Annotated in this window: 15 protein-coding genes and 1 pseudogene; 7 read left to right on the top strand and 9 right to left on the bottom strand. The window is 36.1% G+C overall.

Going from position 1 to position 13901, the window contains the following annotated elements:
- The first annotated feature begins 133 nt into the window (after positions 1 to 133).
- Positions 134 to 2101, top strand: a pseudogene (locus H4J67_RS14200) (LTA synthase family protein).
- 57 nt (positions 2102 to 2158) lie between these two features.
- On the opposite strand, the gene ybaK reads toward H4J67_RS14200, so the two are convergent.
- From ybaK to H4J67_RS14160, 8 genes are all read right to left on the bottom strand, one after another.
- On the bottom strand, positions 2159 to 2626 hold the full coding sequence (gene ybaK, locus H4J67_RS14195) for a Cys-tRNA(Pro) deacylase (protein WP_182173087.1): 468 nt from the start codon (positions 2624 to 2626) through the stop codon (positions 2159 to 2161).
- Positions 2627 to 2719: 93 nt separating this feature from the next.
- The gene (locus H4J67_RS14190; RefSeq protein WP_182173090.1) at positions 2720 to 3034 is read right to left on the bottom strand and encodes a DUF2007 domain-containing protein; all 315 of its coding nucleotides are present in this window, start codon (positions 3032 to 3034) and stop codon (positions 2720 to 2722) included.
- 95 nt (positions 3035 to 3129) lie between these two features.
- Entirely contained in the window at positions 3130 to 3507 is a 378-nt protein-coding gene (locus H4J67_RS14185; RefSeq protein WP_182173093.1) for a PH domain-containing protein, read from the bottom strand.
- 108 nt (positions 3508 to 3615) lie between these two features.
- Entirely contained in the window at positions 3616 to 4212 is a 597-nt protein-coding gene (locus H4J67_RS14180) for a glutathione S-transferase family protein (RefSeq protein WP_182204085.1), read from the bottom strand.
- A 116-nt stretch (positions 4213 to 4328) separates the two neighbouring features.
- Positions 4329 to 4922, bottom strand: coding sequence for an HD family hydrolase (locus tag H4J67_RS14175; RefSeq protein WP_182173099.1), 594 nt, complete (start codon positions 4920 to 4922; stop codon positions 4329 to 4331).
- 125 nt (positions 4923 to 5047) lie between these two features.
- Positions 5048 to 5593 (bottom strand): DUF7010 family protein, encoded by a 546-nt coding sequence (locus tag H4J67_RS14170; protein ID WP_182173102.1) that lies wholly within the window; start codon positions 5591 to 5593, stop codon positions 5048 to 5050.
- Between the two features lie 296 nt (positions 5594 to 5889).
- A complete protein-coding gene (locus tag H4J67_RS14165) occupies positions 5890 to 6534 on the bottom strand; it encodes a GNAT family N-acetyltransferase (RefSeq protein ID WP_182173105.1) in 645 nt (214 codons plus the stop codon).
- A gap of 213 nt (positions 6535 to 6747) precedes the next feature.
- Complete coding sequence (locus tag H4J67_RS14160) at positions 6748 to 7131, bottom strand: DUF3192 domain-containing protein (RefSeq protein ID WP_182204084.1); 384 nt, start codon at positions 7129 to 7131, stop codon at positions 6748 to 6750.
- A gap of 207 nt (positions 7132 to 7338) precedes the next feature.
- On the opposite strand from H4J67_RS14160, the gene H4J67_RS14155 reads away from it, so the two are divergent.
- Positions 7339 to 7659, top strand: a complete 321-nt coding sequence (locus H4J67_RS14155; protein WP_182173110.1) for a hypothetical protein — start codon at positions 7339 to 7341, stop codon at positions 7657 to 7659.
- Positions 7660 to 7666: 7 nt separating this feature from the next.
- On the opposite strand, the gene syd is transcribed toward H4J67_RS14155, so the two are convergent.
- The gene (gene syd / locus H4J67_RS14150) at positions 7667 to 8227 is read right to left on the bottom strand and encodes a SecY-interacting protein (RefSeq protein WP_182173113.1); all 561 of its coding nucleotides are present in this window, start codon (positions 8225 to 8227) and stop codon (positions 7667 to 7669) included.
- Positions 8228 to 8288: 61 nt separating this feature from the next.
- Between syd and queF the strand changes: the two genes are divergently transcribed.
- From queF to H4J67_RS14125, 5 genes are all read left to right on the top strand, one after another.
- Positions 8289 to 9152 (top strand): NADPH-dependent 7-cyano-7-deazaguanine reductase QueF, encoded by an 864-nt coding sequence (gene queF / locus H4J67_RS14145; protein WP_182173116.1) that lies wholly within the window; start codon positions 8289 to 8291, stop codon positions 9150 to 9152.
- A gap of 206 nt (positions 9153 to 9358) precedes the next feature.
- On the top strand, positions 9359 to 10957 hold the full coding sequence (locus H4J67_RS14140) for a GGDEF domain-containing protein (RefSeq protein ID WP_182204083.1): 1599 nt from the start codon (positions 9359 to 9361) through the stop codon (positions 10955 to 10957).
- A 105-nt stretch (positions 10958 to 11062) separates the two neighbouring features.
- Positions 11063 to 12403, top strand: coding sequence for a nucleotide 5'-monophosphate nucleosidase PpnN (gene ppnN / locus H4J67_RS14135; RefSeq protein ID WP_182173319.1), 1341 nt, complete (start codon positions 11063 to 11065; stop codon positions 12401 to 12403).
- Between the two features lie 10 nt (positions 12404 to 12413).
- A complete protein-coding gene (xni, locus tag H4J67_RS14130) occupies positions 12414 to 13214 on the top strand; it encodes a flap endonuclease Xni (protein WP_182173123.1) in 801 nt (266 codons plus the stop codon).
- 112 nt (positions 13215 to 13326) lie between these two features.
- Entirely contained in the window at positions 13327 to 13704 is a 378-nt protein-coding gene (locus H4J67_RS14125) for a DUF3192 domain-containing protein (protein WP_070376247.1), read from the top strand.
- Positions 13705 to 13901 lie beyond the last annotated feature (197 nt).

The following is a 13901-nucleotide window of genomic DNA, read 5'->3' as shown; positions in this document are numbered from 1 at the left end:
GCATTTAGCATTTAGCATTTAGCTAATAATAATTCTGTAATGCTCATAAAGCTTAACTTCAGTTTAACTTAAGCTTTCCTTAAGTTTTATATTTTAAGGTAAGTATCGTGTTTTATTAGAGATATTAATAACGATGTTTACCTCTACAACCGCTTTAGTTCGTCCATTTTTATTGTTTGCATTATTATTAATTTTTACACTTTTTGTCGCTAGGCTTGGCTTTGCGGTTTGGCAAATTGAGCGTTTTACCGATTTTGGCAGTATGGTTACCCTGATACTTAATGGGCTAAAAATCGACTTAAGCACGCTAGGTTATCTATTAATTTTACCTGGAATAGTTCATCCCTTGCTAATGCGGTCTAAGTTGCAAAGCAGATGGCTTAGCGCGTTAAGAGCAATGTTTTTCTTTATTTTTATGGCCGTGCTCTTTTTTGAGCTTGCCACGCCTGCATTTATTAATGAATATGGATTTAGACCTAACAGGTTATTCATCGAATATTTAGCTTATCCTGATGAAGTCATGAAAATGTTATTCAATGGACACTTATTGACCATAGTCGTGGTATGTACCTTAATAATAGTGCCTAGTCCTTTCATTTGGCGCACGGTCGGTAAACTCACTCGTACCAACAAACCCATCATTGCTGTAACGCTGCCATCATCATCCGTATCATTTATTATGCTCTTTATTATCCTTTTTCTCTGCGCCAGAGGTACTGTAGGTCATCGTCCTATTAACCCGTCATTCGTTTATTTTTCTACCGACCCACTGATTAATTCATTAACCTTAAATTCAATCTATAGTGTTGCTCATGCTTATAAACAATTTGGTAATGAAAAATATGCGTCAAAACTTTATGGCACTATGGCTACAGAACAAGTAATTAAACTTGTTCGCCAGGAGACTGGCTGAAATACACAAGTTTTTAATAATAATGCGCAACCTTCTTTTAGTGCTAGAGCACCGGTTTACCAAGGAAAACCTAAAAATTTAGTGATAATTTTAGAAGAGAGTTTAGGCGCACAATTTGTTTCTTCATTAGGAGGGTTACCACTTACGCCTGAAATTGATAAATTAAATACTGAAGGCTGAACGTTCAAAAATTTATATGCTACCGGTACACGGTCTGTAAGAGGCATTGAAGCGGTTATTACTGGGTTCACACCAACGCCAGCTCGAGCAGTAGTCAAGCTTGATAAATCTCAGCATGGCTTCTTCACCATCGCAAGTTTACTAGAAAGAAATAATTACACTACACAATTTATTTATGGCGGTGAAAGCCATTTTGATAATATGAAAGGTTTCTTTTTAGGTAATGGCTTTAGCGATATAGTTGATTTTAAAGATATAAAAAACCCTCAGTTTGTCGGTTCGTGGGGAGCCAGTGATGAAGACTTGTTTAATCAAGCAGATATCGAATTAAGTAAATTACACAAAGGTGATAAGCCTTTTTTAAGTTTTATTTTTTCATCCAGTAATCATGATCCTTTTGAAATACCCTCAGGTAAAATAACCCCACTGGCATATTCACCAGCGCAATTAGCTCAGTACGACTCAAAAGAACTATTGCGCCATCAAGCGATCCAATATGCAGACTATGCTTTGGGTAAGTTTATCGACCAAGCAAAAAAACAACCTTATTGGCAAGACACTATATTTATTATTGTTGCTGACCATGATGCTAGAGCGTTAGGAAACGACCTTGTTCCTATTAAAAACTTTCATATTCCAGCTGTTATTCTTAATTCAGGCAATAAACATTTATCTGATGAAAGAATAGTAAGTCAAATCGACCTTGCTCCGACCTTGCTGTCATTAATGCGGGTAACTAACGATTCCCCTATGATTGGCCGTGATTTAAACAATACCCTGGCCCGAGGAAGGGCAATGATGCAATATGCCGATAACTTTGCCTATATGACCGATGATGATGTCACAATACTGCAACCACAAAAGCCACCTGTAAATTTTGGCTATTCTTTAAAGGAAAAGAAACTAGTACCTAAAGCAATTAACTCGAAACTTGCTGAAATCGCTTCAGCCCATGCTTTATGGGGAAGTTTAGCCTATGAGAATCAGTGGTATACCAGTAAAAACTGAATGAAAAGCTGAATAATCGAGACTTAAGTTATTATTTTTAATAATTTATTAATGTTATCACTGACAAATTTTCGTTAGCATTCCATTCGTGAGCTTTATTAAGTCGGCGGGGCTCAATTCTATTTCTAATCCTCGCCGACCTGCACTGACATAGATAGAGGCGTAATGGTTAGCTGAGGCGTCAACAATTGTTTTCAGTGCTTTTTTTTGCCCAAGTGGACTTACTCCTCCAAGAACATACCCCGTTGAACGTTCAACATCAGACTTATCAGCCATATTAGCTTTTTTAGCTCCAACAGCTTTTGCAATAAGCTTCATACTAAGCATAGCGGAAACCGGAATAATGCCTACGGCTAAGGTTTTATCATCTAGCATTACCACTAAAGTTTTGAATATTCGTTGTTCGATGACACCTAATTTTTCGGCCGCTTCGAGTCCATAGGACTCCGTGGTTTCATCATGAGAATACTCATGTATTTTATGTGAAACTTTGTTTTTTTTAGCTACATTGATTCCTGGTGTCATTTCAATATCCTAAGTGAGTAGCCTAAAGAAGTCGCTGATAATTGTTGGCTAATATATTATTATAAAAACAATGTTCGAACTTAAAGAGCTTCTTTAAAGCGACCCTTTATGTTCATGCTGACAGTTCCAGCATATCTCAAAGGAGGGATCATTTGTTTCAGCGCAGCTTTTACACAGCCAGTCTTCGCCTTTATTAGCCTGCTGATATGACGTTAATATCGTCGTTGCACGTTCAAAATCAGCCTCATTAACAAGCCAAACTTCTGGCCAAGCGTCAAACGCTGATATTTCACCTACGGCTCCTTGAGCAAATTCATTTTTAATAAAGCAACTTATTTGTTGTGCCTCAATAAGGTTTTTAACATTGTTAACCATAAAATGGTTTTCGTGAGCATAAAGCAGTTTCATAATTTCGCCTTAGTGATAGCTATTAATAGTTAGAGGGGCAGTTAGCTAAAATATTAACCAACAAACTCACTATTAATTTGTCAATAACAATGAATTTACGCAAGTACGTGTTGACTAATATGCTGATTAAATTGGATAAGATCGAAAGAACCTTTAATCTCAAATTTAGCCATACCGAGTTCACTGACATAGACTTCTATTTCACAATCCAAATCTAAAGTGCCTGATGACTCAACTGAAAAAGCCTGTATTTTGCTATAAGGCAAAGAAGTATAGTCGACCTTAGAGCCGGTAATTCCCTGAACATTGGCGGCAATAATGCGTTTATTCGTGAATACCACTTGATCTCTAATACTTTTAAAAGCGGCAAAAATTGACTCACCCTCAATCATAAACTTGTGAAAGTCTTCTCTCGCATCTTCGATTTCTATTGGTTTTAATTTGAACACCGAAGAGTTTTTAAAATCTATCATAGTTAATCCTTGTGTAAATAATTTTCGAATACCGTAATAAACAGCATAGCTTTGCAGTGTTGACAAACGTTATCTTTATCTCAAACTTCATGGTTCTCCACAATGATGTTACGCCATAGCTGTATAGTTGGGGTGTGCTTGTACCCTATTGATCCACATTTGAATAGCAGGATATTCAAGCAGATTAAAACCACCCTCTTCTGCTACGTGTGTATATCCATAAAGTGAAATATCAGCGGTAGTCAATGTGCTCCCGACAAGATAGGGTGTTATTTTCAATTGCTTTTCCATAATTCTTAGTGCTTTATCACCCCCTTCTTGTTTGGATTGATATTCCGCTTTACGGTTATCAGGTAAACCAAGATATTTAGCAATAAACCTAGCAACAGCAATAAATGGCTCATGGCTATATTGTTCAAAAAATTGCCACTGCTGTACCTTTGCATTTTCAAATCTATCTTTAGGTAACAGTGATGAACCTGAGGTAAGGTAATTCAAAATAGCGTTAGATTCTGATAAAAAACGTCCATCATCAAGCTCAAGTAACGGGATTTTTCCTGTTGGGTTCTTTTTCAAAAACGACGTTGTGCCACTCTCGCCTGCAAGTATATTAATATTAATCCACTCATGCTCTATCTGTAAAATCGAGGTAACAAGCTTAATTTTATAACAATTACCTAACTGAATATCCGCATATATTTTCACTACATTATCCTTGAGCATGCCACGTTGTAATAATTGCTCGAACAATTATTATCGACAATATAAATAATAGCTTGTGTAATTAAACAGCGTAATACTTTACTGATTAGCTATGCTGATTACTCGTCCAACAACCAACCTTGCTCTACCGCATTATCAATTTGCTGACAAACATATAACCATAACTGAGGAGCGAGCCCTTCAAGAAAACTATTACGTTTTAGTACCTGTGATTTTTTAACCTTGTGCTTAACCCAACTGCCCCCCTCATTCTTTATATTTTGTAAAAAGGGTAAGACGCTGTCCATGGCTTTAGCAAATCGAGCATCAACAGTTTCAGCTTTTTCGAACTCTGTCCATAAGGCATTAAAAGTTTGAAACTGTTTCTCTGGTAATAAACCAAAAATACGGGTTGCTGCAGCAATTTCTTTTTCTTGTTGCTCTGCTAGTGCTTGTTTATCGGAAAAAGCAAACATATCCCCTGCATCTATCTCGACAATATCGTGAATAAGTAACATACTCATCACTCGTGCTATATTGACTTTTTCTACCGCATATTCTTGAAGTATTTCAGCCGTTAATGAAATATGCCAACTGTGCTCTGCACTGTTCTCAAATCTATTTTTATCAGACTTGACCAGCGCTTGTCGATAAATTCCTTTGAGCCTATCTAATTCAATAATAAAATCTAATTGTTTATTGAGTTCTTCCATTGTTTTTCCAAAATGATAAGGTAAATGAAGCATAATTTGACGACAGTTCGCCGCCTATAGCATAAAAGTTCGTGCTTAGTGGAGATCAACAAATCATCAAATAATGGCGAGGTGGGAGTGAGCAACTAAGTGGCGTTTAAAACCAAACATTTCGATTGATTAATGATCACAAGTGAGAAGACAATTTCTGTTGCTCCACCAATAAATGCGCCAATAATAAAATTAGCACCTAACAGTATACATAGCATACCTGAAAATATCAGCACGCTTCCTAAAAGCCAATATATTTTTAAGCCATACAGCGTATTAAACACTAAATAACGTACACCAATGATCATCAGCATGATTGGATAAAACCATTCAACTTGCAGCTTTGCTACATAGAAAGCCAAAAATAAACCGACAAATAAGATAATCGTACTTTCTAATGCCAGTTTGCCAAGCGGATTTTTAGGATGGTGATTGCCAGGACGTTTAAAGTATTTTGACAATAGCATCGCTAACGGATGGATAAACATACCGCCAAAGAACAATGCTAGCATACTCAATTGATTCGAATGCATTAATGCAACTGAACCTGCAGCACACCAAATTAAACCAGAAACTAATACACCGACTCCACCACCAAAATATGAAAAGCGCATATTTTCCTGTGCTGCTTCAAACTTCATATAAACTCCTTAATTTTGCAATGCATGTCCTATTAACTGCTATTCACTGACAATAATGACCTTAACAAAAATATTGAGCAAAACGCTACAGCTTACACTTAGTATTTGAACATTTTTTGTTAGTTAAAATAGATAGTTAAGGTACAAAAATTCGATTAGTCAGTAAAATATAACATTGGCTACTTTTAAAATACAACCGCTAAATTTTTAGAACAGGTAAAAAAACACCTTAAATTAAATAAAAAAATACCAAATATTAATTCGGTATTTATCTAAAGTTGATGAAGAGATTCGGTTTAACTTTTACTTCTGTAATGAACCATCAGTGAACCCGAAACATTGCCAATAGAGAGCTCTTTAACCAGTTCATAATCAACTTCCTTAAAAAATTGTTGATATTTCTTTGTTGTCGCATAAACAGCAACCCCCTCACTTGCAGAGTGTTCTTCTAATATTGTATTGACGGCTGCCATAAGGTAATGACCAAAACCATGATGTTGATGTAAGGGATGAATTGCAATAAAGGCAAGCATATGAAATTTCTTCATTGGTACAGCAGCAAGTACTATTTTTTCTTTTTCAATCATCTGTTTGGTACTAAAGTAGCCAGCACCTAACATCATCTTCAAACGCCAGTGCCAAAATCGCTCTGAACTAACACTTTCGTCTGGGCTATTTAAACAAGCAACACCTACCATTGCCTCCCCCAAGTATAAGCCAACCATAGGTTGTTTAGCATGCCAAAAAGCACTTAACTCTTCTCGAATGGCTGCGCGCAATTTTTGTTCGTAATCATTGTTTTCATTGGAAAATATTTCTAAAAAAACAGGATCATCATGATAAGCTTGATACAGTAAAGAGGCAGCGAGTTTTAAATCTTCACCTGACAAATAAGCGGCTTTTATATCAAGATTTTTTTTATCACGTATTACTTCTGACATACCTTGTCATCCTTGCATTTATTATTTTTATTACATCACCATAGCAGTAAAAAACGAATAAGGTCAAACAAAACTCCAACGCTTTGAAGCTATTTTATTAAGACAAATATTTAATAATAAACCGTCTATAGCAAGTGCAGCTAGAGTAAAAACATAGGGTTTAGTTATAAAGGTAACACTAGCGGTTACCTTTATACTATTTAGCAATAACGATTAACCTGAAATTTTGCGCCTATAATCTGCACCATTACCTGTTTCTAATAAATCACCATTAACAAAATGTAAATATGTACACTCGTCCTTAGTGGTTAAATCATCTTTATGTACGCGATGAGTACGATAAAAGAGAACCTGTATTTCTTTACCGCCTATTTGATATTTTTCATTGAAGTCGCCAAGCCCTAGCTTTTGCTTAACATCGCTATAGCTGGCATTTAATGGAATCTTGTCAATTTTCTTACGGTTTTCATATTCACGATCGCCAAACGAAGTTGACATTGAATGCCCTTCATCACCGCCACCAACAGCAATAACACATCCCGTTAATGATAAAGTTAAAGGTGCCACAATAAGTAATGCTATAATTGATTTTTTCATAAGTTTCCCTAATTGATATTTTATGTATAATTATTTTATATAATTTAAACAACGTTATTGGTCTACAACTTACTTAATAGCAAGTGACAAACCAACTTGGCAACACATTGATATATATATAAATAAAATAAAAATCAAGTAAACACAGCGAACATATCTTGTGATATTCGCTAAAACATAGCCTCTTTGACAAGTAATTATAAATTTATGACCATAACTGACGAAATAACAATCATCGCTAATCAATTAGCTAATCAAGGTAAAAAGCCAACGGTAGCCTTACTTAAAACCAGGCTAAAAAAACCAGTTCCACTGCCAACCCTTATATCAATATTAAGAAATTGGACCCATGACCCTAAGCTGAGCAAATTAACCGGTGAAACTGAGAAGCTTGTTGAAGAAAATAAAACGCTAGCCTTGAACTCTCCAGAAATAGAGATGGTGATAGCTAAAGCAATAGCAACGGCATTAGCGCCAATAGAAACTGAATTAGCAGAGCTAAAAGCCCTGATCATTAGCCTAAAATAAGTATAAGTTAAGGAATTCTAGGGCTGAGCATATTAATAAAGCTAACCAGTGAGTCGGCCACTTTCTTATGCGCTTTAGCACCTACTTTTTCGACCCAGATCTCCCCGTTGTCATTGTTGACACTTAAAATCATATTATCGTCGTCGGTCAAAGCAAAAAATAAAGTCAATGGTTGTTTTAATTTCTGCTTCATTAATATATGCCCTATCACATTCTCTTGTAAACGTTGGAAGTCATCTTTGCTCCAAGCAAAAAGTAGTGATAAAGCGCCTTCCTCACAGCTCGCATCTAAGGTGTCGCTGTACAAACTGGTGAAATAGATTTTAAAATCAGCGTGTATTGTTATTTCTAACGCTTTTTCAACATTATCAAAGTTAATCGGGTCGCTGATTTCACAAGGTTGCCAATATTGATGATTTTCATCATAATCATCTGATAAACATGGAGAAGGCCATTCCTCGTCTTTTTCTATAAGCGGTAAATGTTGGTAGCGTTCTTGGTATTGTGATAAATATTTTTGTGAAAATAATGATAAAGATTGCATTAACTCGCATGGTGATGATTTCATCTGTTAAAAAGATCCTTTAAAATGTAATGACACATAACCAATAGACTAGACTAGCCATTGTATGACAAATTATAAAAACGCAAAAGTATTAAGCCAATTAACACTTGGAAAAGCCACTAATTATTGTAGTGAATATAACCCAGAACTCTTGCAAGCGGTACCTCGAACTTTAAATAGAGACAGTTTAGCTATTCACGCTGAAAGCTTACCCTTTATTGGCGAAGATGTCTGGTATGCCTATGAAATTTCGTGGCTCAATAGCACAGGTAAACCCGTTGTTGCTGTTGCAGAATTTCGTTTTCCTTGCACCAGCACAAACATAGTTGAGTCAAAGTCATTTAAATTGTATTTAAATAGCTTTAATCAGAGTCGGTTTTCATCTTGGCAAGAGGTTGAAGATTGCTTAATTAAAGATCTATCCAATACCGCTAAAGGCAAAGCGGGCGTAAAGCTATTTCCTGTTGATAATTGCCCTGCTCTGGAAATAAATCATCAAATTTTTTCTGAAAACACTCTATGTATAGATGATGTTGAACTTGATATTGATAACTATCAACTTGATCCAAAGCTGCTCAACAATGCAAATATTGCAGGAAAAACGGTCAAGAATGAATCTTTAGTCAGCCATTTATTAAAATCTAACTGTTTAATTACTAATCAACCCGATTGGGCAAGTATTTATATTCAATACAGCGGTCAAAAAATTTCACCAAGCGCTTTGCTAGCTTACTTAATATCATTTAGGCAACATAATGAGTTTCACGAACAATGTGTTGAAAGAATATATTGTGATTTAATGAAATATTGTCAAGTGACTGAGTTGACTGTTTTTGCACGCTACACCAGACGAGGCGGTTTAGACATAAATCCATTTCGATCGACGTCTACCTTACACGCACCAACCGGAAGAACGCTAAGACAATAAGCATTATTTGAGTTAAATCAACTATAAATCAACTATAAATCAATTATAAATCATTATCAATGCTGACTTTTTAGCATCTTAGGTTTACTATTAAGTCATATAATTTAAAAGTGTATTCATTTTTATATTAACTATATTTAGCTATACTCAATGCAAATGTATCAAGTCCATTAGCCGATAAAGTACTTTACGGAAGACCGTTTTTTATGAGCAATAACCCAGCCGCCAACAAAGAAATAGCGTTACTAAAGAAAAAACTCGAACTCGCCATTACTTCACGTGCCGACGTAGAAAAAGACCTGAGCTCACAGTCTTCACTGTTAATAACCTTTATTGAAAAGCTTTCTCTTGTATGCAAGGGCATGGATATTACGTTAGATCATAAGTTGGCTAAGTTACGACTTTTACTCAAACAGTTGGCGCCACTTGCTGACATTCAAGCACACATAGCCGCAACTTCACTTTTACTACAACAGCAATCTCAAATAAATATTTCAAATCTTAACCAATTGCACGAAAAATTCCATATCGCTGGTTTAGCTTTGCAAAAAATCAATGGCTTACCTGCTGACTTACGACGTAAATTACGCAGTTTTATCACGGAGTCAAAAGATCCCAAAGATGCTGTTATACAATATGTTCCCTTGTTAAGTCAGTTATTAACCTTTTACGATGACGCCTTAGCAGCAAAGTTTCTTGACGCTGCTCCTGTGGGGGGATTATCAGGACAACAGAATTTAACAACAAAAACGGTTGAAGTTAATAACGATGCCGAGTTGAAATACATCGCTCGTTTTGAAGCAATTATTGCCGACTTAGTTGTCTCAGATAAACATGCAAAAGATATCGCTGTGATAAAGTCTCAGCTCAATGAAGGTTTATCAAACAACAACTTATTGGACAGTTTTTTGGCCGTATTTGATGTGATCATTGAAGATTTGAACGATGAAAGAAATACTGCAAAAGTATTTCTTTCAACACTAAGCGAAACCTTAACAACCGTGCAGTCCGCAGTAAAGACAACACTAAACAGTTGCAAAGCATCTCAATCACAACATGATTTATTAAATGAACAGTTGCAAAAACAGATTGTAGATATGGCTAATGGTTTAGATAAAGCCACGTCTCTAGCGGATATAAAAGTTGATATTAATGCTAAGTTAAAACTTATTGCCAGCACACTTGTAAAGAAAACAACCTTTGAACATGAACAACAAGATGCTTTACACGGCCAATTATCGTCAATGACTGAAAAGGTCAAATTATTAGAAAGACATAGCCGAAACTTTGAAAAACGCATTCAAGATCAACAAGCCAGAAGCTTACAAGACGCCTTGACTAAGCTCAACAATCGCGCCGCATTTGATGAATACTTCGCTAGAGAAATGGTGAGTTTTCATAATAAAAATTTCGATTTGGCTATTGTGGTTATGGACCTTGATAACTTTAAGCGTATTAATGATACCTACGGCCACACTGCTGGCGATAAAACCTTACAAGTCATTTCTAGTACCTTAAAAAAACACATAGGTAGTGACGCATTTATTGCACGTTATGGCGGAGAAGAGTTTGTACTCGTATTCTCTGGTACCAATCAAGAAAACTTAATTGAGAAACTTAACCGACTGCGCTTACAAGTCGCAAAATTACCCTTTAAATTTAAAAGTAATAAAGTGACCATCACCATTTCTATTGGCGTTACACATATCCAACAAGATGATAATGTCCATATGGCTTTTGAACGAGCAGATGGTGCACTTTATCAAGCAAAAGAAAAAGGCAAAAACAACGTTGTCTACCTATAAATATCGCCTAAAAATTCCGTTTATTTCTGCAATTACCCATAAAAAGCTAATAATCTTGGCACGTTTCAAGTTATTAGCTTTACATTTTTCTGAAGGAGCTCAATGATGAATACGCAAATAAACCCTGTTGGCAATATGAACCTGCTCTCGCAATCAGAAATAGAGCAACTTCAAAAATCAGCGAACAGTAAAACTTATCAAGTCTATCGAAATTGTTCACTCGCCGTATTAAATGCCGGCAGCCATACCGATGATGCCGAACAAATATATCAAAAATTTCAAGATTTTGAGATACAAGTTCTGCGCCGCGAACGTGGGGTAAAATTATCTTTAACAAACCCACCCGGTGATGCCTTCGTTGATGGTAAAATAATAAAAGGTATACAAGAGCTTTTATCAGCGGTGTTACGCGATATTCTTTTTACCCATAATAGATACCAAGCCGATGCTAAACATACTCAGCAAATAACAGATCTTACATTTGATATTTTACGAAATGCGAATGTTATTATCCCTGAAAGCGATCCTAATCTGGTCACTTGTTGGGGGGGGCATTCTATAAACGACAATGAGTACAAGTACACTAAGGAAGTGGGTTATCAATTGGGCCTGCGAGGCTTTAATATCTGTACAGGTTGTGGCCCTGGTGCAATGAAAGGTCCAATGAAAGGGGCAACTATAGCTCATGCAAAACAGCGTAATAAAGACGGTCGTTATATTGGTTTAACAGAACCAAGTATTATTGCGGCTGAGCCACCTAATCCTATCGTTAATGAATTAGTTATCATGCCTGATATCGAAAAACGTTTAGAAGCGTTTGTTCGAATGTCACATGGTATTGTTATTTTCCCTGGGGGCGCAGGAACCGCCGAAGAATTGCTTTATATTTTAGGTATTATGCTTAATAGCAAAAATGAAGCTCAAAAATTGCCTATTATTTTGACAGGACCTAAAGAGAGCGCAGAATACTTTATTCAAGTTGATCGCTTTATTGGCGCAACTTTAGGTGAAAAAGCACAAAACCTTTATGAAATTATTGTTGATGACCCAATTGCGGTAGCTAAAGCCATGCGTCATAAATTAAATGAAGTCATAACTTATCGCAAAAAAACGGGTGATGCCTTCCATTTTAACTGGTCTTTAGTGATTGAGCCCGACTTTCAACAGCCTTTTGAACCTACGCACGAAAACATTGCTAACCTGCCAATTAACTATGATTTAGACAAAGCGACATTAGCAGCAAACTTACGCCGTATTTTTTCTGCTATAGTAGCGGGTAACGTAAAATCGCAGGGTATTAAAGCGATCAGAGAGAATGGTCCCTTTGAAATATCTGGCGATAAAAAAATAATGAAACTAATGGATAATTTACTGGCGTCATTTGTTGAGCAACAGCGAATGAAACTACCTGGCAGTAAATATCTACCATGCTATAAAGTAATTTAAGGGTAAATGAATGTCCGCACATCTTGTATTAATTGATGCGTTGAATTTAATTAGGAGAATATACGCAGTACAAGAGCGTCCTTTTCTTTTTAATAACGAGCTTGCAGAAAACACCAAACAACAAGTCCTGTTTAATACCCAGATCGCTTGCGGACAAGCGTTAACAAAAATACTTGCACATCTACAACCTAGTCATGTTTTAGCGGTATTTGACAGTGACAAGCCTTGTTGGCGTTACGAACTATTCCCTGATTATAAGAAAGGCAGAAAAAAAATGGCAGCGCATTTGGCTGCCAGCCTTCCTGATATTCAAGATGAGTTAATGAAGCAACAAGTCGATTCATTAATACCAGAAGAAGATGAAGCTGACGATATCATTGCGACATTGGCAGTAAAAATGGCATTAAAAGATCAAAATGTCACGATCGTTTCGACAGATAAAGGCTTTCTCTCATTACTGGGTCCACATATCGGTGTTTATGATCACTTTAATCGTCGCCATCTTGATACTAACTTTGTACTAAGTAAATTCAATGTTAAGCCACAACAGCTTATGGATTTATGGACATTAACCGGTGACAATACCAATAAGATTCCAGGGGTTGCGGGGATTGGACAAGTCACTGCTGCACAGTTACTAAATCAGTATGGCTCATTAAAAAGTATACTTGAAGCAACTGATATTAAAGCAACATTAGCCAATAAGCTTGCTGAACATAAAGAACAAATTACACTCAGCCAAGAGCTTATTACGCTCAAAAAAGACATACCACTGGGCTTTAATTTGAAAGATATTCGCCTTTCTTCTTAGGGGGGTGAACAAAATATTTGTATTAAACGTTGTATAAATTAACTAAAATCATTAGCGGTTGTTAAGCTTCATCTTTCAATATTGATCAACAATTTAACGGAAATTTTAATAAATGAATAAGAAAGTCATCTCTCGTATCTTAATCGCATTAGCCATTTACGGTGTTTTTGTTGCCCTAGTGGTAAACTTTTATGATGACAGTCCATCTGATATGGAATGGGGTGACCGCGAATCATATAACAAGCAGTACATAGGTAAATTAACCTTAGAAAAGTTTAATTTCGACCAAGCGATCGAAGAATTAGGCAGCCCAGATATAACAGAGGCGAAAAAAGTTAATGAAAACAGTTTTCAAGTGACATTTTATCGTACTCAGCACGTTAAATCTGATGGGTTTACTACCCAAGACGAATGTACCGCACTTTTATTTAAAAATGGGTCACTTATCGCTATTGGCAACACAGCTTACGAACAGTTTCAGCAACTATAAACTAACGCTGAAAGCAGCTTTAATAAAACAAAAGTCTAATAACGTTTTATTAAACGATCCTTTATACTAACAACTATAAAACACAATCAGGTAAAACCAAACGATGTAGGGTTCCTGAAAGGTTTTATCCTAGATTACATAAGTACCGCGTGCTATAACAGCACCCGTTTCCTAATTTGACAAACTCTTTTGAAAGG

Origin of the sequence: Colwellia sp. BRX10-4, assembly GCF_014077465.1 — a bacterium.
Lineage (GTDB): Bacteria > Pseudomonadota > Gammaproteobacteria > Enterobacterales > Alteromonadaceae > Colwellia_A.
The sequence above is the reverse complement of the archived record's forward strand: the minus strand, read 5'-3'. Positions and strand labels throughout refer to the sequence as shown.